Source organism: Pseudomonas cyclaminis, assembly GCF_015163715.1.
Taxonomy (GTDB): domain Bacteria; phylum Pseudomonadota; class Gammaproteobacteria; order Pseudomonadales; family Pseudomonadaceae; genus Aquipseudomonas; species Aquipseudomonas cyclaminis.
This window is the reverse complement of record NZ_JADDUM010000206.1, coordinates 1-18,535: the sequence shown is the minus strand read 5'-3', so window position 1 is coordinate 18,535 and position 18,535 is coordinate 1. Positions and strand designations below refer to the sequence as shown.

The following is an 18,535-nucleotide window of genomic DNA, read 5'->3' as shown; positions in this document are numbered from 1 at the left end:
ATGCAGGCGTGTGTGCATCAATTGCTGGCGGCTGTACCGGGTACGTCACGGCAGATTCATAGCTTTCATTACGGTCCGGCCCATGCCGCGGGCAAGGTCTACCTCCAAGCCTCGCTGCATGCCGATGAACTGCCAGGGATGCTGGTCTTATGGCATTTGAAACAGCAGTTGGCGCGGCTGGAGGCGGCGGGGTTGTTGCGTTGGTCAGTCGTGCTGGTGCCGGTGGCCAATCCGCAGGGGTTGGAGCAGGTGCTGATGGATGTGCCTCAGGGGCGCTTCGATAACGACAGCCGGGAGAACTTCAACCGCTGCTTCCTGGATGTCAGCCAAGCGGTCGGTGATCGGGTGCAAGGCCTGCTGACCGATGATCCGGCCAACAATCTGCAACTGATCCGCTCGACCCTGCGGCAAACGTTGGCCAGCCAGGTGCCGACGACGCCGTTGCAATCCATGCGCTTGCTCCTGCAAACGCTGGCTTGCGACGCCGATATCGTGCTGGATCTGCATTGTGATTTTGAAGCCGTGCAGCACCTGTATCTGTCGCCGGATTTTTGGTCCGACGTTGAGCCTTTGGCGCGCTACTTGGGCGCCAGGGCCTGCTTTTTGGCACGCGAGGCGGGCGGGCAGTCGTTCGATGAGAGTTTTACGTTGTTCTGGGCACAGATGCAGGCGCGTTTTACCGGGCGCTTTGCCGCGCCAGGGTTTGCCGTGACCGTGGAGTTACGCGGTGTTGCGGATGTGGACCACGAGCTGGCGCGTCAGGACTGTGAGGGGTTGATCAACTACCTGATGCAGCGCGGTGCCATCGAAGGCCATGCGCCACCGCTGCCGCCATTGCTCAACCCACCGACGCCGCTGGCAGCGGTAGAGCCGGTGATAAGCCCGGTGGGCGGCTTGATTGTGTTTTGCGCGCAGGTGGGCGATTACGTGGAGGCGGGGCAAACGCTGGCGGAAATCATTGATCCGATCACTGACCGCGTAACGCCGGTCGCGTGTGTGCATCAAGGGCTTGTGTATGTTCGCTCCGTGCGGCGAATGGCGACGGCGGGCATGACGATTGCCCATGTCGCAGGCGCAAAGGCCTATCGAGAGGGGTATCTGTTATCGCCTTGAAACGACTTATGGCAGGGGCGAGAACGGCGAACGCCCATCGGCACTCTGCAATTCCTGCAGGTAGTTGCGGAAAATCTGGCCCAACACCTGGGTAGCGACTTCCAGCTCATCGCGTTGCATGTGCTCGGCGACTTCGTCGGCGGTGTCCAGTGCGTCTTCGGCGCCGTTGACCGCGGCCATTTTCAGCACGATATACGCCTGAACGTTATTGGCCGGCACGCCTTCGCCTTTGAAGAACATGGTGCCGAGCTGAAATTGTGCCTGGGCGTGGCCCTGCAACGAAGCTTTCTCAAAGTAGCTCAAGGCTTTGTTGAGGTCGCGTGCCGGGTTTTTACTGTCGTGGAAGTACTCACCCAACTCGTATTGCGCCTGCGCATCCCCATCGTCGGCCTGTTTCTGGCACGCGCTCAGGGATTCGGCCTGGCCGTCTGGCTGGGTATTGAGGGTGCAACGACCCATCGCTGGAATTAACAACGAGTTGCCGCCTGCTTGGGCATGTGCCAGCAGCGGCTGAAGGAGCAACAGGCAGCCCAGTACCAGGGTGCGGCCGGTGCGTTTCATGGGAATCGACTTACCTCTGACGGGGCGCGCGGACCCTCACGGGATCCAATAAGCGCGCATTATGAAATAAGCAGGCCTCTGCTTACAAAGTCTTTACTCGTTTTTCTGCTGCTTGGGCAAGTTATCTGCCGGATTGCAGGTAAATTCTCGAAAAAATAAGGAAATCTCTGTAAGAAAAGTAGCAAATCTGACGCCGCCTACAGCGACGCCAGATTTTTGCGACCGATTACTTCAGGGCAGCGAATGCGCGCTCAGCGGCGTCCAGGGTCAGTTGCAACTCGGTTTCGCCATGGGCAATCGACGTAAAACCCGCTTCAAAGGCACTTGGCGCCAGATACACGCCGCCTTCCAGCATCAGATGGAAGAAGCGCTTGAACAGGTCGGCGTCGCTGCCCATCACGTCATCAAAGGTGACGATATCGTCGGCACCGCTGAAATACAGGCCGAACATGCCCCCGGCCTGCGTGGTGACAAACGGGATACCGGCTGCGTCGGCGCGCTGTTGCAGGCCATCCAGCAGACGGGTGGTGTAGTCGGTCAACTCGGCGTGGAAGCCAGGGCGACTGATCAAACGCAGGGTGGTCAGGCCGGCGGCCATGGCCAACGGGTTACCGGACAGCGTGCCGGCCTGGTACACCGGGCCCAGCGGCGCGATGTGCTGCATGATTTCGCGCTTGCCGCCGAAGCAGCCCACCGGCATGCCGCCGCCGATGATCTTGCCGAAGGTGCTCAGGTCCGGCGTCACGCCGTAGTGCGCCTGTGCACCGCCGAGGGCGACGCGAAAGCCCGTCATCACTTCGTCGAAAATCAGCACAACCCCATGCTTGTCACACTGCTCGCGCAGGCCTTCGAGGAAGCCCGGCGCCGGCGGTACGCAGTTCATGTTGCCGGCCACGGGCTCGACGATGATGCACGCCACGTCCTGGCCGACTTCGCTGAGCATCTGCTCGACGGCAGCGATGTCGTTGAACGGCAGCGTCAGGGTGTGCTTGGCAAATGCCGCCGGCACACCGGCCGAGCTTGGCACGCCCTGGGTCAGCAGGCCGGAGCCGGCTTTGACCAGCAGGCTGTCGGAGTGGCCGTGGTAGCAGCCTTCGAACTTGATGATGCTGTCGCGGCCGGTGAAACCACGGGCCAGGCGAATCGCACTCATGGTGGCTTCGGTGCCGGAGCTGACCATGCGCACCATCTCCATCGACGGCACGATCGAGCACACCAGGTCAGCCATCTCGGTTTCCATGGCGGTTGGGGCGCCGTAGGACAAGCCGTGTTCCAGCTGCCTGCGCACCGCGTCCAGCACGTCCGGGTGGCTGTGGCCCAGGATCATCGGGCCCCACGAGCCCACGTAATCCACATAACGCTTGTCATCTTCGTCGGTAACGTAGGCGCCTTCGGCATGCTTGAAGAACAACGGCGTGCCGCCCACGCTCTTGAACGCACGCACGGGGGAGTTCACACCGCCGGGGATGTGTTTCTGGGCATTGGCAAACAGGGTTTCGGAACGAGACATGGCGAGGGCTCTCTGAATTCAGGATTTGATTAAAGCGTTGAAGGCGCGGGCGCGGCGCGTGACTTCCTGGGTGCTGTCGGCGCCGAACAGGCCGTGGACCACGGCCAGCAGGTCGGCACCGTGGGCCACCAAGGGCTCGGCGTTCTCCAGGGTGACACCGCCGATCACGCAGATCGGCAGGTGCAGTCGCTTGCGGGCCTCGGCCAGCATTTCAACGGTGGCGGCAGGCGCGCCGGGCTTGGTAGTGGAATTGAAGAAGCGACCGAAGGCGACGTAACTGGCACCTTCCTTCGCGGCCTGTTCGGCCAGTTCGATCTGGCTGTGACAGGTGGCGCCGATGATGGCTTTGGAACCGAGCAACGCACGGGCTGGCGTCAGTGGGCCGTCGGTCTGGCCCAGGTGCACGCCGACGCCCAGGCGCGCGGCCAATTCGGCGTCATCGTTGATGATCAGTTGGGTCTTATAGCGCGAGCACAGCTCCCGCAGCTTTTCGGCTTCGCGCAGGCGCCGGGCTTCGTCGCTGCTTTTGTCGCGGTACTGCAACAGGGTCACGCCACCGTCCAATGCCGCTTCTACATAGGCGAGGAATTTGCCGGCCAGCAGTTGGCTGTCGGTGATGGCGTAAAGGCCACGTAGTTTCATCGGGCAGGCCTCTTGCTTCTAAGAGCAGAAAGTTACGAACAGAAATCCAGCGGCAAACGGCGCGGTACAAACTGACCCTGGCCGAGCTGTTCGGCGTCACGCAGGGTGCGCCAGGTGTAGTTGAGCGCCGATTGCACCGCGCTCACCAGCCCTTCGCCCTGGGCGATCCGCCCGGCCAGCGCGCTGGCCAGGGTGCAGCCAGAACCGTGATAACTGCCGGGCAGGCGTTGGCAGGTAAAGGTCTGCTGGGTGCCGTCGCGGCTGTAGAGGCGATTGTGCACTTCATGCTCGTCGCCATGGCCGCCGGTGATCAACAGGTGCTTGATAAACGGCAGCAGCTTTTCGGCGCATTCATCCGCAGTGCCGTCGCAGTTCGGCGAGGATGCGCGCTTCGGGCAGGTTGGGCGTGGCAATCAGCGACAACGGTAACAGCCGCTCGCGCATGGCGTAGCCGACTTCGTCCTTGCCCAGGCTGCCGCCGCCGCCGGCTCGCAGCACCGGGTCGCACACCACCGGCAGGTGCGGGTGCGCCTGCAGCAGTTCGACCACGGTGTCGACCATCGCGGTGGAGCCGAGCATGCCCAGCTTGACCGCCGCCACTTCGGAGTCGCCGAGCACGGCATTGGCCTGGGCCAGCACCCACTCGCGGTCGAGCACGCGGAAATCGCTGACATTGACGGTGTTCTGCACGGTCAGGGCGGTGACGGCCGGAGCCGCATGGCACCCCTGGGCGAGCAGGGCTTCGATATCTGCCTGCAAGCCGGCGCCACCACTGGGATCATGGCCGGAGAGACAGAGGACAACAGGGCGAGAGCTGTAGATATTCATGGTGCGCGAGCTTACCACCAAACGCTTTTGGCGTGGCCGTCGGGCGATGGTTGAATTTTGTCCAAAATGCGACGCTTTTTTGGCGCTTTTCGTTGCGCAAAAGTGCGCTGAAACGCTTGTTCTAGAGCCTTCAAGAAAATTATTTCAATGGTGTCCAATGGCCTTTAGCGGCTATGCTAAAGTGGATCCAAACAACTTAACTGTACCGCCGGTGTACGTCTTCTCAAAAGGAATGGGGAGCTTTTGACATTACCGGACAGGCCACGCTGGGGCTCTATGCGCTATTTGCTGATTTTATTGTTGTGCGGGCTGCCGATGCTCGCGAGCGCCATTGAGTTCAACCAGGACACCCGCAGCCTGGCGCTGGGCCGAGCCATGCAAGTGCTCGAAGACCCCACCGATGCCCTCACCATTGCCGACGTCAGCGCGCCTTCCGCCGCCCTGCAGTTCAAACCCCACGATAAAGACACCCTCAATGCCGGCTATTCACGTTCGGTGTTCTGGATCAAGGTCAACCTGCATTACCTGCCCCACAGCCCCGAGGCCCGACGCACCTGGCTGCTGGAACTGGCCTATCCGCCGCTGGACCACCTTGACCTGTACCTGCCTGACAGCACCGGCAACTACCGTCTGGCCGGGCGCACCGGGGATGCCTTGCCGTTTTCCGCCCGTGAGATTCGCCAGAACAACTACCTGTTCAAGGTCGACTTCAATCCCGGAGAGGCGAAAACCGTCTACCTGCGCCTGCAAAGCGAAGGCTCGATCCAGGCCCCGTTGACGCTCTGGTCCAGCACCGCCTACCTGGAGCAGCAGCCGCTGCGCCTGTATGTATTGGGCCTGATCTACGGCGTGTTGCTGGGGATGCTGGTCTACAACCTGTTTATCTACCTCAGCGTGCGCGACACCAGCTACCTCTATTACATCTTCTATATCGCTTCGTTCGGCATGTACCAGCTGTCGGTCAACGGCGCGGCGGTGGAGTATTTCTGGCCGAACAGCCCGTGGTGGGCGAATGCCGCGACGCCGTTCCTGATTGGCGCGGCGGCGTTGTTTGGCAGCCTGTTTGCGCGCAGTTTCCTGCACACCGCGCAACACAGCCGCTGGATCAACCGTTTGCTGCTGGCGCTGGTGGGCTGTGGCGCGGTGGTCATGCTGCTGTCGCTGATGACCAGCTACGCCCTGGCGCTGCGCCTGGCTACCGGCCTGGCGTTGGTGTTCACCGTGACCATCTTTGTCGCCGCCATCAAGGCCTGGTACTGCGGCCAGCGGGTGGCGCGCTATTTCATCATCGCCTGGTCGGCGTTCCTGCTGGGCGGGGTGGTGAATACGCTGATGGTGCTGGGCTACCTGCCCAATGTGTTCCTCACGATGTACGCCAGCCAGATTGGTTCGGCGATTGAAGTGGCGCTGTTGTCCCTGGCGCTGGCAGACCGCATCAACTCCATGCGTGAACAACAGGCGCAGATTCTGCTCGACGCCAGCCAGAAGCTCGAAGTGCTCAACCAGCAGCTTGCCCGCAGCAACCGGCTCAAGGATGAGTTCCTCGCCACCCTGACCCACGAACTGCGCACCCCCATGAACGGCGTGATCGGCTCCCTTGAGCTGATGCAAACCGTGCCGCTGGACGACGACCTGGCGCAATACCAGCAAACCGCTGCCGGCTCGGCGCGGGACATGATGCGCATGGTCAATGGCATTCTCACCCTCACCGAACTGCAAGCCGGGCGCCTGAGTGCCCAGTCGCAAGTGTTCAGCCTGCGCGGTGTGCTCGACACCTTGCGCCAGCAGTTCAGTGTCAGCGCCCAGAGCAAGGGCCTGGCGTTTTCCATCGACGTGGCCGATGAACTGCCGGACCGGGTGGTGGGCGACGCCGACAAACTGATCCAGTGCCTGGATTGCCTGCTGGACAACGCATTCAAATTCACCCACGAAGGCGCCGTACGCCTGCGGGTGGTGGGGGTGCCCCACAGTCACGGTGGCTTGCGCCTGAGCTTTATTGTGACCGACACCGGTATTGGCTTTGCCTTCCTCGACGAGGCCACCCTGTACCAGCGGTTTTTCCAGCTGGATGGTTCCATGACTCGCGAATACGGCGGCCTGGGTATCGGCCTGGCTATCTGTCGGCAATTGATCGAGTTGCTGGGTGGGCGCCTTACCCATCATTCCGAGCCGCGCAAGGGCAGCCGCTTCCAGCTGGAGGTGGAAGTCAGCCCGGTGGCGCCACAAGCAAAACCAGCAGAAGACCGGCAGCGTGCGCCCCAAGACTGCGCAGTGCTGCTGGTGGATGACAACAGCGTCGGCCAATTGGCCGTGCGCGGCATGTTGCTCAAGCTGGGTTACCGGGTAAAAAACGTGGACAGCGGCCCCAGCGCTCTAGCGGCTTTGCAGGGCGGTAATTTCGACGCAGTAGTGTTGGATATACCTGAAGGCGGCTTCTCATTGTGCTGTCAGATCCGTGCCCTGCCGGGCTGCGGTGAGTTGCCGGTGATTGCCTTGAGTACGTCACTGAATGTGTCTGAGCGCGAGCATTGTCATGGCATCGGCGTCTCCGACCGCCTCGCCAAGCCCGTGCGTTTCGAGGCGTTGCAGGCGGTGTTGGCACGCCGGGTGCTGCGTCCGCAAGAGGGTGAACGCGCCGGGTATTCGGCGGGTATGCCACTTTTTTAAGGCGGATGACGGTGCTTAACTGAAATTAAGGCCTCAACCCAACGGGGCTGTTTCCAGGAGGCCCGTCATGAACCTGCACCCGTTCGCTGAAACCCACGACGTCACCAACCAGCCCCCATCCCTGGATGGCACCAACCTGTACCGCATCGATCTGCCGCTGCAAGAGTGGTCGCGCCGCTTTGGTGCCGGCTGGGCAGAGGCGCGCATCGATGCCTATGGTGCGCTGGCCGGAGGGCCGTTGATGGTGGCCGGGTTCCTGGCGAACCAGAATAAACCGGTGTTCAACAGTCATGACCGATACGGCCATCGCATCGACCTGGTGGAATTTCATCCGGCCTATCACGAACTGATGCGCACCGCCGTCGAACACGGCCTGCCGTCATTGCCGTGGGCTCATCCGCAATCCGGTGCCCACGTGGCGCGGGCCGCGATGACTTACCTTCATAGCCAGGCCGAAGCCGGCACCGGCTGCCCGCTGACCATGACCTTCGCCTGTGTCCCGGCCCTGCGCTTGCAACCAGACTTGGCGAAGACCTGGTTGCCGAAAGTCCTCAGCACCGAATACGACCCGCGCAATGTCGGCATTGCCCACAAGGCCGGCGCCACCATGGCATGGCCATGACCGAAAAACAGGGCGGCACCGATGTGCGGGCCAACACCACTCGTGCGTATCCGGTAGGCGCCGGTGGTCCGGGGCAGGCTTACGAACTGGTGGGGCACAAGTGGTTCTGCTCGGCGCCGATGTGCGATGGGTTCCTGACCCTGGCCCAGACTGACAAGGGCCTCACCTGTTTCCTGCTGCCCCGGCACCGTCCAGATGACACGCGCAACGAGTTCTATATCCAGCGCCTGAAAAACAAGCTCGGCAACTGCTCCAACGCCTCCAGCGAAGTAGAGTTCCGTGGTGCCCTGGCCTGGATGATCGGCGAAGAAGGCCGCGGCGTGCCGACCATCATCGAGATGGTTGCCATGACCCGCTTCGATTGCATGGTCGGCTCCAGCGCCTTGATGCGCCAGGCGCTGACCCAGGCCAGCCATCATTGCGCCCACCGTTTGGTGGGTGGTCGCATTCTCAGTGAACAACCGCTGATGCAAAACGTGCTGGCCGACCTGGCCCTGGAAAGCGAGGCCGCCTTGGCCTTGAGCCTGCGCATGGGTCGCGCCCTGGATCACCTGGGCGATGAGCAGGAAGCCAGATTCGCCCGGCTGGTGACGGCGGTGGGCAAGTATTGGATCTGCAAGCGCGCACCGGCGATGATCAACGAAGCGGCCGAATGCATGGGCGGAGCCGGCTATGTGGAGGACAGTATCCTGCCGCGCCTCTACCGTGAGGCGCCGGTGAACTCGACGTGGGAAGGTTCCGGCAATGTGCAGTGCCTGGATGTGCTGCGCGCACTGTCCAAGGAGCCGGGCGTATTGGAAACGCTGTTTGTCGAGCTGGGCGATGGCCATGGTGACAAGCAACTGGCGCGGCATATCGAACGCCTGAAGTCGGCGTTCATGGACACCCAGGACATCCAGTACCGCGCACGCCAGCTGACCGAGGATATTGCTGTCGCCTTGCAGGCCAAGCTGTTGCTGGAGGCGGGGAATGCGGCGGTCAGTGATGGCTTCATCGCCAGCCGGTTGGGTGAATCGTCGGGTCGGGTGTATGGCGCCTTGCCACGCGGTATTGATGTGGCGGCGATTGTCCAGCGAGCCACACCCCAGCCCCCCAAGTAAACACGGGCCAAGGTGGGGCAAGCCCCCGCCCACATTTTAAAATGCATTCCAAACCACCTGTTTCAGTGAAGCCGGGATACAGGCAAGATAAAGGCCTGCACGTCAGAACACAGGATGCTTACCGTGACCGAAGCTTTTGTTGTCGTTCAAACCGCCGAAGAAGCCGTGGATCGGCTGGCGGCTCTGCATGAGCGTGCTACCGGCGCGCTCAACCAGGCCCTCAAGCAATACCTCAAGGACCGCGTCGAACCCGACGCCGCACAACGCGCACTGTTTCGTTATCCGGAACTGCGTCTGACCTACCACTGCCACGGCGAAGTCCCACAGACCACCAGGGCATATGCCAAGGTTCAGTTACCGGGGACCTACAGCGTCACCGTCACCCATCCGTCGGCATTCCGTAAATACCTGCTGGAGCAACTGGTGCCGTTGATGCACGACTTCACCGTGACGGTGGAAGTGGGCGTCAGCCAGCAGAACATTCCTTACCCGTACGTGGTGGAGCAGGGCGACGAACTGGCCGGCTCCGGTGTGACCGCTGCGACCCTGGCCCGCGTGTTCCCGAGCACCGACTTGTCGGCCGCCACCGATGGCATTGCCGATGGCCTCTACGACTGGGAAAACACCGACCCGCTGCCCCTGGCGCTGTTCGATGCGGCCCGTGTGGACTTCTCTCTGCGCCGTCTGGTGCATTACACCGGCAGCGACTGGCGACATGTGCAGCCGTGGATCCTGCTGACCAACTATCACCGTTACGTTGACCAGTTCATCCTGCATGGCCTGGAGCAATTGCGCAGCGACCCACGCTTTATCCGCATGGTGCTGCCGGGCAACGTGGTGATCGACAAGAGCATGGATCACGGCGAAGCGTCAGCCATCGCTGCGGGCGTGGTCTGGCACCGTTACCAGATGCCGGCGTACCACCTGCAGGCCACTGATGGCCACGGCGTGACATTGGTGAACATCGGCGTGGGCCCGTCCAACGCCAAGAACATCACCGACCACCTGGCCGTGCTGCGTCCGCATTGCTGGCTGATGATCGGCCACTGCGGCGGCCTGCGCCAATCCCAGACCATCGGCGACTACGTACTGGCTCACGCCTACATGCGCCGCGACGGGATCCTCGACCGGGTGGTGCCGCCGAACATCCCGATTCCAGCCCTGGCCGAAGTGCAGATGGCGTTGCAGCAAGCCGCTGCCAATGTCACCGGCGAAAAAGGCGAAGAGCTGAAAAAACGCCTGCGCACCGGCACCGTGCTGACCTACGACGACCGCAACTGGGAGCTGCGCTGGGCCCAGGAACGGCCGCTGATCAACCTGTCCCGCGCCGTGGCGGTGGACATGGAAAGCGGCACCATCGCCGCACAGGGTTATCGTTTGCGGGTGCCATACGGCACCTTGCTGTGTGTCTCGGACAAGCCGCTGCACAGTGAGATCAAGCTGCCCGGTTCGGCCAACGCGTTCTATGAACGTGCGGTCAGCCAGCACCTGAAGATCGGTATCGAGGCGGTGGACCTGCTGCGCACCGAACTCAACTCGCTGCACTCGCGCAAGCTGCGCAGTTTCGACGAGCCGCCGTTCCGCTAAACGGTTGGGATGGTCATTTAGCGGTCAGGCCACTAGCATTGTCGGTCCTGACCGTTAGATGTTCCTTTTGCCATGTCCCGTCCTACTCGCCCCGATTCACGCCGCCCTGGTGTGAAACCTCCGCATTCCGCTGCTCGTCGTGTCGCCAAGGCGCCACCGGCCGAGCCGAAGTTGATCCTGTTCAACAAGCCTTTTGACGTACTGACCCAGTTCAGCGACGAAGGCGGACGGGCGACGCTCAAGGATTTCATCGACATCCCCGGCATCTACCCGGCCGGCCGCCTGGACCGCGACAGCGAAGGCCTGTTGCTGCTGACCAATGACGGCCAGTTGCAGGCACGGATTGCCGATCCCAAGCACAAGTTGGCGAAAACCTATTGGGTGCAGGTGGAAGGCGAGCCGACTGAAGAACAACTGCAGCGCCTGCGCGACGGTGTCGAGCTTAACGACGGCAAGACCTTGCCCGCCGAAGCGCGACAACTGGAAGAACCGGAGTTATGGCCGCGCAACCCGCCGGTGCGGTTTCGCAAAAGCGTGCCGACCCACTGGCTGGAGTTGGTGATTCGTGAGGGGCGTAACCGCCAGGTTCGGCGCATGACCGCAGCAGTGGGCTTGCCGACCTTGCGTCTGGTGCGCGTGCGTATTGGCGACTGGTCTATCGAAGGCCTCGACCAAGGCCAGTGGAAGGAAGTGCCGGCGCGCTTATAAGGCGCCGGACTCGATCAGGCCGATCACCACGCTCTTGATGATGAACGCGGCCACGCCCAGGCCCAGCACGAAAAACAGGATGAACGAGCCAAAGCGCCCGGCTTTGGACTTCTTGGCCAGGTCCCAGACGATAAAGCCCATGAAAATGATCAGAATGCTGACCAGGCCGGTCATCATCCATTCTTCGAAGAGGGCGGGGTCGATGTTGTTCATGGGGCTCTTCCGTGGGGCGGGCGGCAAGTATAAGGCAGCGCTACAGGCGCAACATTGACCTGAGTCCAAGCGCAATCCAAATGTGGGAGGGGGCAAGCCCCCCTCCCACATTTGGCCTTCACTGATCTTAGGTGCGCAGGTGGGTCAATGGCAGCTCGGTGCTGTTAAGTACCTGGTTCAGCACAAAACTCGAGCGCACGCTGGTCACGCCTTCGATCCGGGTCAGGTGCCCCAGCAGCAGTTTCTGATAGTGATCCATATCCGGCACCACCACTTTCAACTGGTAGTCCGCATCCATTCCGGTCACCAGGCTGCATTCCAGTACTTGCGGCAAGGTGCGGATGGCCGCTTCGAAATTCTCGAAACGCTCGGGTGTGTGGCGGTCCATGCCGATCAATACGTAGGCGGTCAGGCTCAGGCCGAGCATCTTGCGGTCGAGCAGGGCGACCTGGCGCGAGATGTAGCCGTCGTCCTCCAACTGCTTGACCCGGCGCGAGCACGGCGAAGGCGACAAGCCGATGCGCTCGGCCAACTCTTGGTTGGAGATCCTCGCGTCGCGCTGCAATTCCGCCAAAATACTCAGGTCGTATCGGTCAAGCTTGCTCATCGGGTTGGCCTTTGTCGTAACTATTGCGGTGAATTATCCATGAAGGGTTAAAAATTGCGCAAGCACTGTTTATTGACGCAATCTTCGCAATCATCTGTCGGGCGCGGGCCTGTATCTTTATCAACAGAATCACCGCCTGGACAACAGTCCACTTACAGCGAGCCCAATCAGGCCCGCTGCGGCCGCCACCCCAGCAGGGTTGAGCCGGCCTCCAGGCTGCACACTGTCCACAAGACGGCGTGAGGTGAGCCAACGCCAAAAGCGTTGAGCCAGGACGAAGTTCTCAAGGGGTGGCCGACGGGTCACCCCTTTTCTTTTGCCTTGAGAAAATACTTCCGGCGACTGATAACCTGTCTCAGAACCGGGCGAGGCTTTTCCAGTCTCATCTGTAAGCCCTAATCCGCAGTGAGGAATAGCATGAAGCGCATCTGGCGTATGGCAGGTGTTGGTTTGCTGGTGGTCAGTGTCGGCACGCAGGTAATGGCCGACGAACGCGATAACTCACCGGGCCAGGGGCAACGGCCGCAGGGCGGCGGCGGTCAGCATGAGCGGGGGCCGGAAGGGGGCGGGCGGCCGCAGAATAATCAGCCGCGCCCCGAGAACAATCAGTCGCGCCCGGAAAACATCCCGCAACGCCCACAGAATCAGCACGTCGAACGCGGCGGGCAGAACGGCGGCGGTGAATGGCAAAGCCGCCCGCAGGCCAATGAACAGAGTCGGCCGGCCCCGCAACCTCAGCCGTCGAACAACCTGCCGATCCAGAGCCGTCCCGATACCGTGCGCCAGACCCAGGAACCGCGCCAGGGCTACTATCGCGACATTCCTCGACGCAACGATGACAATCGGCATTGGGAGGCCGGCGGCCCAGGTTCCCGTCCGGGCGATAACGGACGTCCCAACGATAACCGCTGGCCAGGTCGCCCCGACGGCCATGGCAATGGCTGGGGCCCAGGCCCGCAGCATCGTCCCGGCTATGTCATTGATCGTTTCCCCGACCGCAATTACCGCGTGCCGTATCGCGGGCAGGACTACTTTTTTTCCGGCGGCTACTGGTATCGCCCGCAGGGGCCGCGCTACGTCGTAGTGGCGCCGCCGTATGGCATCCGGGTGCATTACCTGCCGGACTATGCACGAGAAGTGTGGGTGGGCGGTTCGCTGCTATTTCTTGCCGCTGGTGCCTATTACGCCTACGAGCAAAGCACCCAGCAATACGTGGTGGTCCAACCCCCGGCGCAAGTGCCTTCGCCGCAACCGGCGCCGCAGGGCAATGGCTATGACGTGGTCGCCTATCCCGCCAACGGCCAGTCACCGGCCCAGGTGCAGCAGGACGGTTATGACTGTTATCGCTGGGCGGTGCAGCAAAGCGGCTTCGACCCGCAGGCCGTCACCTATGCCCCTGACCCGGCGGTGGTGCAAACCTACCGCCAGGCTCAGGGCAACTGCTTGAGCAGTCGCGGTTACCAGGTCCAGTACTAGGCCTTGGCGCCCAGCACCACTTCACGCGGGTCGGCGTGCACCAGCACTTCGGCCCGCGGGTAGACGCGGTGAATGGCATCGGCGGCCTGGTCGCTGATGCCGTGGGCCACTGACAGGGTCAATTCCCCCGGCAACTCCAGGTGCAACTGCACAAACCAGTGGTTGCCCGACACCCGCGTGCGCAGATCATGGGCTCCCAATACCCCAGGCACCCCACGGGCGAGTTCGAGCATGTGCTGGCTCACGTCCGGCGGCAGTTCTTCATCCATCAACACCGCAAAGCTTTCCCGGGCGATCTGGATCGCGCTCCACAAAATGTAGGCGGCAATCCCCAGCCCGAACCAGGCATCGACCTGATGGAAACCGAAGCCCGCCAGCACCAGCGCCACGAGGATGCTGCCGTTGAGCATCAGGTCGGAACGGTAATGCAGCGAATCGGCGCGCACTGCATTGGAGCCGGTTTCGCGGATCACCCGGTGTTGCAGCATCAGCAGCGCGACGGTCAGCGCGAGGGAAAACACAATCACCCCAATGCTCAACCACGGCGCGCCCACGGGCTCCGGATGCTGCAAGCGCGCATAGGCCTGCAGCGCGATCAACACCGCACTGCCGCCGATAAACAGCGCCTGGGCCATGCCCGCCAGCGACTCCGCCTTGCCATGGCCGTAACGGTGATCGTCATCGGCCGGGCGCAAGGCGTAATGCACCGCCAGCAGGTTCAGCAGCGACGTCACGCCGTCGAGCAGTGAGTCGGTCAGCCCGGCGAGCATGCTCACCGAGCCGCTGAACCACCAGGCAATCGCCTTGGTAACAATCAGCACACAGGCCACGCCAACGGAGGCGCGGGTGCCAGGCGCAGAAGCCTGGCGTGTTCGGGGCTGCTGGTCATGGGCAGTCCTTACGCGGCGGGTTGCAGGCCCAGGCTGGCGAGTTGTTGCACGCTGCCTTTGAACTGGATCATGCGCGGGTCGTCCAGCGGCAGGGTGCGGCCGGTTTCTTTCTGGATGATGGTTTGCAGCTTGGCATTGTCGACCTTGCCGTCGGCGCCGATGGCTTCCTGGAGTTTTTCCGGGGCGACCTGGGCCGTCTTGCCCGGCTCGAAATAAATCGCGCCCGTGGCGAAGTCGACGCCAAACGCGATCAGGCCGGGGATCACATAAAACAGCAGGCCCACGGCGTCGAGCACGGCGATGGTCGGGTCGATCTTGCCGTCGATCTGGCCACGGCGGTCCGGGTAGAAAATCGAACCGCAGGCCGTCAGTTGGCTCAGCAGGGTGACGGCGAGGACACCGCCGATGACACGGGAAGCGATACGCATGAATACTCTCCTGAACACAGTTGATACGGGACTATATAGCACTGCCATTGAGACCAGCGTCGGCATCCGGCAGTTCGCCGTTATACTCGCCGCTCTGCTTTGGAGCCAGTATGAATTCGTTGCCAATCGATGATGTTTTACCCGCCCTGCGTGACGCCTTGGCGAATCGCCATGAAGCCGTGCTGGAAGCGCCGCCCGGTGCCGGTAAAACCACCCGTGTGCCCTTGGCCTTATTAAACGAGCCCTGGCTGGCCGGGCAAACCATCCTGATGCTCGAACCACGCCGCCTGGCCGCACGCGCCGCCGCCGAACGCCTGGCCAGTGAGCTGGGTGAAAAGGTCGGCGAAACCGTCGGCTACCGCATCCGCCTCGACAGCAAGGTCGGCCCCAACACGCGCATCGAAGTGGTCACCGAAGGCATCCTCACCCGCCGCCTGCAGGACGACCCGGCGCTGGACGGCGTGGGCCTGCTGATCTTTGACGAGTTCCACGAACGCAGCCTCGACGCCGACCTGGCGCTGGCCTTGAGCCTCAACGGCCGCGAGCTGTTTCGCGACGAGCAACCGCTGAAGATCCTGCTGATGTCCGCGACCCTGGAAGGTGAGCGCCTGGCCAGCCTGCTGGATGACGCGCCGATCCTGCGCAGTGAGGGGCGCATGTTCCCGGTGCAGATGCGCTGGGGCCGGCCGTACCAGGCTGGCGAATTTATCGAGCCGCGTGTGGTGCAGACCGTCCTCGAAGCGGTGCATGACGAGACCGGCAGCGTGTTGGTGTTCTTGCCGGGGCAGGCCGAGATTCGCCGGGTCCACCAGCAACTGGCCGACGCGCTGGGTGATCGCCCTGATGTGCTGTTGTGCCCGCTGCATGGCGAGCTGGACCTGAATGCCCAGCGCGCCGCCATCGACCCGGCACCCGCAGGTAAACGCAAAATCGTACTGGCCACCAACATCGCCGAGACCAGCCTGACCATCAACGGCGTGCGCGTGGTGATCGACGCCGGGTTGGCGCGGGTGCCGCGGTTCGACCCCGGCAGCGGCATGACCCGCCTCGACACCCAGCGTATCTCCCGTGCCAGCGCCACCCAGCGTGCTGGCCGGGCAGGGCGCCTGGAGCCGGGGGTGTGTTATCGGTTGTGGTCCGAGGACCAGCATGAAGGCCTGGCCGCGTATGGCAGTGCGGAAATCCTCGCGGCGACCTTGCCGGCCTGGCCTTGCAGCTGGCGCGCTGGGGCGTTACGCCGACGCAACTGGTGTGGCTGGATGTGCCGCCGATCGCCGCCTATGCCCAGGCCCAGGATCTGTTGCAACGCCTCGGCGCATTGAATGAAGACACACTCACCACCCATGGCCAGAAAATGGCCGAATTGCCGGCTCACCCGCGCATCGCCCATTTGCTGCTGCGCGGGCAGGACCTGGGGCTGGCGGCCACCGCCTGTGATGTCGCCGCCTTGTTGGGTGAGCGCGATATCTTGCGCGGCGGCGGCGCGGATTTGCACAGTCGTCTGGCATTGCTGTCCGGCGAAGAACGGGCGCGGGGAACCCAAGGCGGCGTGCAACGGGCCAAGCAATTGGCGCGGCAATATCGCGGGTATTTGAGAGGCAAGGCCACGCAACCGGTGGCCGATCCCGAGCATCCGCGTTGGCTCGGCGCCTTGTTGGCCCTGGCCTACCCGGACCGCGTCGCCCAGCAACGGCGCCCTGGCGGTGCCGAATACCGCCTGGCCAACGGCCGCGCCGCGCTGTTCGCCGAAGCCGACAGCCTGATGAAACAACCCTGGCTGGTCATCGCCGACCTTGGCAGCCGCCAGGGTCAGCGCGAAGAACGCATCTACCTGGCGGCGGATTTCGATCCGGCGCTGTTCGAGTCGGTACTCGCCGAGCAAGTGCGTAACGTCGACCAGCTGGATTGGGATGAGCGCGAAGGTGTGTTGCGCGCCGAACGCCAGCGCAAAGTCGGTGAACTGGTGCTCAGCCGCGAACCCCTCACGGGCCTCGACGAGAATGCGCGCAGCCAGGCGCTGGTCAATCTGGTGCGGCGCAAAGGCCTGGAGTTGCTGCCTTGGACGCCCGAGCTGCGCCAATGGCAGGCCCGTGTGATGCTACTGCGCCAGTTGGACGCCGGCAAAACCAGCGAATGGCCCGACATCAGCGACACGGCCTTGCTCGCCGGCCTGGAGCACTGGCTGATGCCTTACCTGGGTAAAGTCTCGCGCCTGAGTCATTTCGCCCACCTGGATATTTCCAGTTTCCTGCACAACCTGCTGCCCTGGCCGCTGCCCCAGCGCCTGGACGAGCTGGCGCCACAGCATGTGAAAGTGCCATCGGGCTCGTCGGTGCGTCTGGACTACAGCGAACAGCCGCCGATCCTGGCGGTGCGCTTGCAGGAGCTGTTCGGGCTGGCGGATACGCCACGGATCGCGGGCGGGCGTCAGGTGGTGAAGTTGCACCTGCTGTCCCCGGCGCGGCGGCCGGTACAGGTGACCCAGGATCTGGCGAACTTCTGGCGCAGTACGTATGCGGAAGTGAAGAAGGATTTGAAGGGGCGTTATCCGAAACACTATTGGCCGGATGATCCGTTGATCGCAGAGCCGACTGCCCGAATCAAACCCCGAAAGTGAGCGTTACAGAGACCCAAATGTGGGAGGGGGCAAGCCCCCTCCCACATTTGGATCTTTGGCGTTAGTTATTGCGCGGCGGGCAGCAGGAACCGTGCAATCACCGGCAGGTGGTTGGAGATACGCAACGTATCCTCCTGCCGCACCTTCGCCTCCACCCGCTTGATCCGCGAGCTATAGAACAGATAATCCACCGTGCGATCCGGCCCGTCCAGGCTTGGGTCGTTGGGGAAATACGTCAGCCATTTTTCACGGTTTATCCCGCTGGATTGGCTGTTGCTCGGGATCATCGGGTATTTGTCCCACAACAAATGCAGTTCGCTGTCCGGCGAATACTGCCCGCGCTTGCCGGCATCCAACCGTAGGAATTGCCCCAAAGGCAGCAGGTTGAAGTCGCCGCCAATCAGCCACGGGGTGCCACGGCCTTCGAATTTATCCAGTAGTTTCACGGTGGCTTGCACTTGCTCCTGCACGGCACTGCGCCCAGGTGCGTCGTCGTCCAGGCGGGTGTTGAGCACAGCCAGTTGGCCGCCGTCGCTCAGGGGCAGGTAGGTCAGCAGCAAGGCCGGTTTTGGCTGGAATTGACGGCGGATGATGTTGGCGTCCGCAGCCGGCAGTTGCAGGCGTTCGGCGTGTTCGATCTGGTAGCGGCTGAGGGTCGCGAGTTTGCGGCCGACGCTGCCGAAGATATGCCGGTCGGGCACAAAGTCGGCCTTCCAGTCGAAGGCCTGGGCGCTGCACGGATAGAGGTCGACCAGGCGTTCCTGCAACAGTGCGAACTGGTCCTGGTAATGGGAGGGCTTGGCGTTTTCGTCGAGTTCCTGCAACAGCAGGATGTCGGGCTGTTCGTCGCGAATCACCCGCGCCACTTCGTCCAGGCTCACGGCCATGTCTTCCACGGTGGGGCGTTCGTCCGGGCCTTTGCCGTCGGGGGTGTCGTACCAGAACACGTAGTTCTTGCCGGCCAGG

At 62.6% G+C, this 18,535-nt stretch carries 12 protein-coding genes and 4 pseudogenes; 7 read left to right on the top strand and 9 right to left on the bottom strand.

What is annotated here, in order from left to right; genetic code table 11:
- On the top strand, positions 1-1,113 hold the full coding sequence (locus tag IQK56_RS23590) for a succinylglutamate desuccinylase/aspartoacylase family protein (protein ID WP_122309997.1): 1,113 nt from the start codon (positions 1-3) through the stop codon (positions 1,111-1,113).
- A 6-nt stretch (positions 1,114-1,119) separates the two neighbouring features.
- Here the strand turns inward: IQK56_RS23590 and IQK56_RS23585 are convergent, their stop codons facing one another.
- From IQK56_RS23585 to IQK56_RS23570, 4 genes and pseudogenes are all read right to left on the bottom strand, one after another.
- Positions 1,120-1,674 carry a tetratricopeptide repeat protein gene (locus IQK56_RS23585; protein WP_150676963.1) on the bottom strand — a complete coding sequence of 185 codons (555 nt, stop codon included), beginning with the start codon at positions 1,672-1,674 and terminating at the stop codon, positions 1,120-1,122.
- Between the two features lie 226 nt (positions 1,675-1,900).
- Positions 1,901-3,184 (bottom strand): glutamate-1-semialdehyde 2,1-aminomutase, encoded by a 1,284-nt coding sequence (hemL, locus tag IQK56_RS23580; RefSeq protein WP_122310001.1) that lies wholly within the window; start codon positions 3,182-3,184, stop codon positions 1,901-1,903.
- Positions 3,185-3,202: 18 nt separating this feature from the next.
- Entirely contained in the window at positions 3,203-3,826 is a 624-nt protein-coding gene (thiE, locus tag IQK56_RS23575; protein WP_122310003.1) for a thiamine phosphate synthase, read from the bottom strand.
- A gap of 32 nt (positions 3,827-3,858) precedes the next feature.
- A pseudogene (locus IQK56_RS23570) lies at positions 3,859-4,654 on the bottom strand (hydroxymethylpyrimidine/phosphomethylpyrimidine kinase).
- A gap of 276 nt (positions 4,655-4,930) precedes the next feature.
- On the opposite strand from IQK56_RS23570, the gene IQK56_RS23565 reads away from it, so the two are divergent.
- The 4 genes and pseudogenes from IQK56_RS23565 to IQK56_RS23550 all read left to right on the top strand — a co-directional run bounded on the left by IQK56_RS23565 (position 4,931) and on the right by IQK56_RS23550 (position 11,338).
- The gene (locus IQK56_RS23565; protein ID WP_193862356.1) at positions 4,931-7,321 is read left to right on the top strand and encodes a hybrid sensor histidine kinase/response regulator; all 2,391 of its coding nucleotides are present in this window, start codon (positions 4,931-4,933) and stop codon (positions 7,319-7,321) included.
- Positions 7,322-7,388: 67 nt separating this feature from the next.
- Positions 7,389-9,043 (top strand): annotated as a pseudogene (locus IQK56_RS23560) (acyl-CoA dehydrogenase family protein).
- A 114-nt stretch (positions 9,044-9,157) separates the two neighbouring features.
- On the top strand, positions 9,158-10,630 hold the full coding sequence (gene amn, locus IQK56_RS23555) for an AMP nucleosidase (RefSeq protein WP_003176267.1): 1,473 nt from the start codon (positions 9,158-9,160) through the stop codon (positions 10,628-10,630).
- Between the two features lie 72 nt (positions 10,631-10,702).
- Positions 10,703-11,338, top strand: a complete 636-nt coding sequence (locus tag IQK56_RS23550) for a pseudouridine synthase (RefSeq protein WP_112196833.1) — start codon at positions 10,703-10,705, stop codon at positions 11,336-11,338.
- Here the strand turns inward: IQK56_RS23550 and IQK56_RS23545 are convergent.
- Together IQK56_RS23545 and IQK56_RS23540 are read right to left on the bottom strand one after the other, a co-directional pair.
- Positions 11,333-11,542, bottom strand: a complete 210-nt coding sequence (locus tag IQK56_RS23545) for a DUF2788 domain-containing protein (protein WP_016773053.1) — start codon at positions 11,540-11,542, stop codon at positions 11,333-11,335. The genes IQK56_RS23550 and IQK56_RS23545 overlap by 6 nt on opposite strands.
- A 136-nt stretch (positions 11,543-11,678) precedes the next feature.
- Complete coding sequence (locus tag IQK56_RS23540) at positions 11,679-12,158, bottom strand: Lrp/AsnC family transcriptional regulator (RefSeq protein ID WP_003176264.1); 480 nt, start codon at positions 12,156-12,158, stop codon at positions 11,679-11,681.
- A gap of 417 nt (positions 12,159-12,575) precedes the next feature.
- Between IQK56_RS23540 and IQK56_RS23535 the strand changes: the two genes are divergently transcribed.
- The gene (locus tag IQK56_RS23535; protein ID WP_150676967.1) at positions 12,576-13,634 is read left to right on the top strand and encodes a DUF6515 family protein; all 1,059 of its coding nucleotides are present in this window, start codon (positions 12,576-12,578) and stop codon (positions 13,632-13,634) included.
- On the opposite strand, the pseudogene IQK56_RS23530 reads toward IQK56_RS23535, so the two are convergent.
- Together IQK56_RS23530 and IQK56_RS23525 are read right to left on the bottom strand one after the other, a co-directional pair.
- Positions 13,631-14,523: pseudogene (locus IQK56_RS23530) on the bottom strand (cation diffusion facilitator family transporter). The gene IQK56_RS23535 and the pseudogene IQK56_RS23530 overlap by 4 nt on opposite strands.
- 9 nt (positions 14,524-14,532) lie before the next feature.
- A complete protein-coding gene (locus IQK56_RS23525) occupies positions 14,533-14,952 on the bottom strand; it encodes a hypothetical protein (protein WP_048724598.1) in 420 nt (139 codons plus the stop codon).
- A gap of 110 nt (positions 14,953-15,062) precedes the next feature.
- Here IQK56_RS23525 and hrpB point away from each other — a divergent pair.
- A pseudogene (hrpB, locus tag IQK56_RS23520) lies at positions 15,063-17,569 on the top strand (ATP-dependent helicase HrpB).
- A 65-nt stretch (positions 17,570-17,634) separates the two neighbouring features.
- Here hrpB and IQK56_RS23515 read toward each other — a convergent pair.
- Positions 17,635-18,535, bottom strand: a 901-nt coding sequence (locus IQK56_RS23515) for an endonuclease/exonuclease/phosphatase family protein (protein WP_193901845.1), incomplete at its 5' end; no start/stop codon positions are given.

Coding starts and splice junctions, on each gene's coding strand:
- IQK56_RS23590 (WP_122309997.1), top strand. CDS start 1: ATGCAGGCGTGTGTGCATCAATTGCTGGCGGCTGTACCGGGTACGTCA.
- IQK56_RS23585 (WP_150676963.1), bottom strand. CDS start 1,674: ATGAAACGCACCGGCCGCACCCTGGTACTGGGCTGCCTGTTGCTCCTT.
- hemL (WP_122310001.1), bottom strand. CDS start 3,184: ATGTCTCGTTCCGAAACCCTGTTTGCCAATGCCCAGAAACACATCCCC.
- thiE (WP_122310003.1), bottom strand. CDS start 3,826: ATGAAACTACGTGGCCTTTACGCCATCACCGACAGCCAACTGCTGGCC.
- IQK56_RS23565 (WP_193862356.1), top strand. CDS start 4,931: ATGCGCTATTTGCTGATTTTATTGTTGTGCGGGCTGCCGATGCTCGCG.
- amn (WP_003176267.1), top strand. CDS start 9,158: ATGCTTACCGTGACCGAAGCTTTTGTTGTCGTTCAAACCGCCGAAGAA.
- IQK56_RS23550 (WP_112196833.1), top strand. CDS start 10,703: ATGTCCCGTCCTACTCGCCCCGATTCACGCCGCCCTGGTGTGAAACCT.
- IQK56_RS23540 (WP_003176264.1), bottom strand. CDS start 12,158: ATGAGCAAGCTTGACCGATACGACCTGAGTATTTTGGCGGAATTGCAG.
- IQK56_RS23535 (WP_150676967.1), top strand. CDS start 12,576: ATGAAGCGCATCTGGCGTATGGCAGGTGTTGGTTTGCTGGTGGTCAGT.
- IQK56_RS23525 (WP_048724598.1), bottom strand. CDS start 14,952: ATGCGTATCGCTTCCCGTGTCATCGGCGGTGTCCTCGCCGTCACCCTG.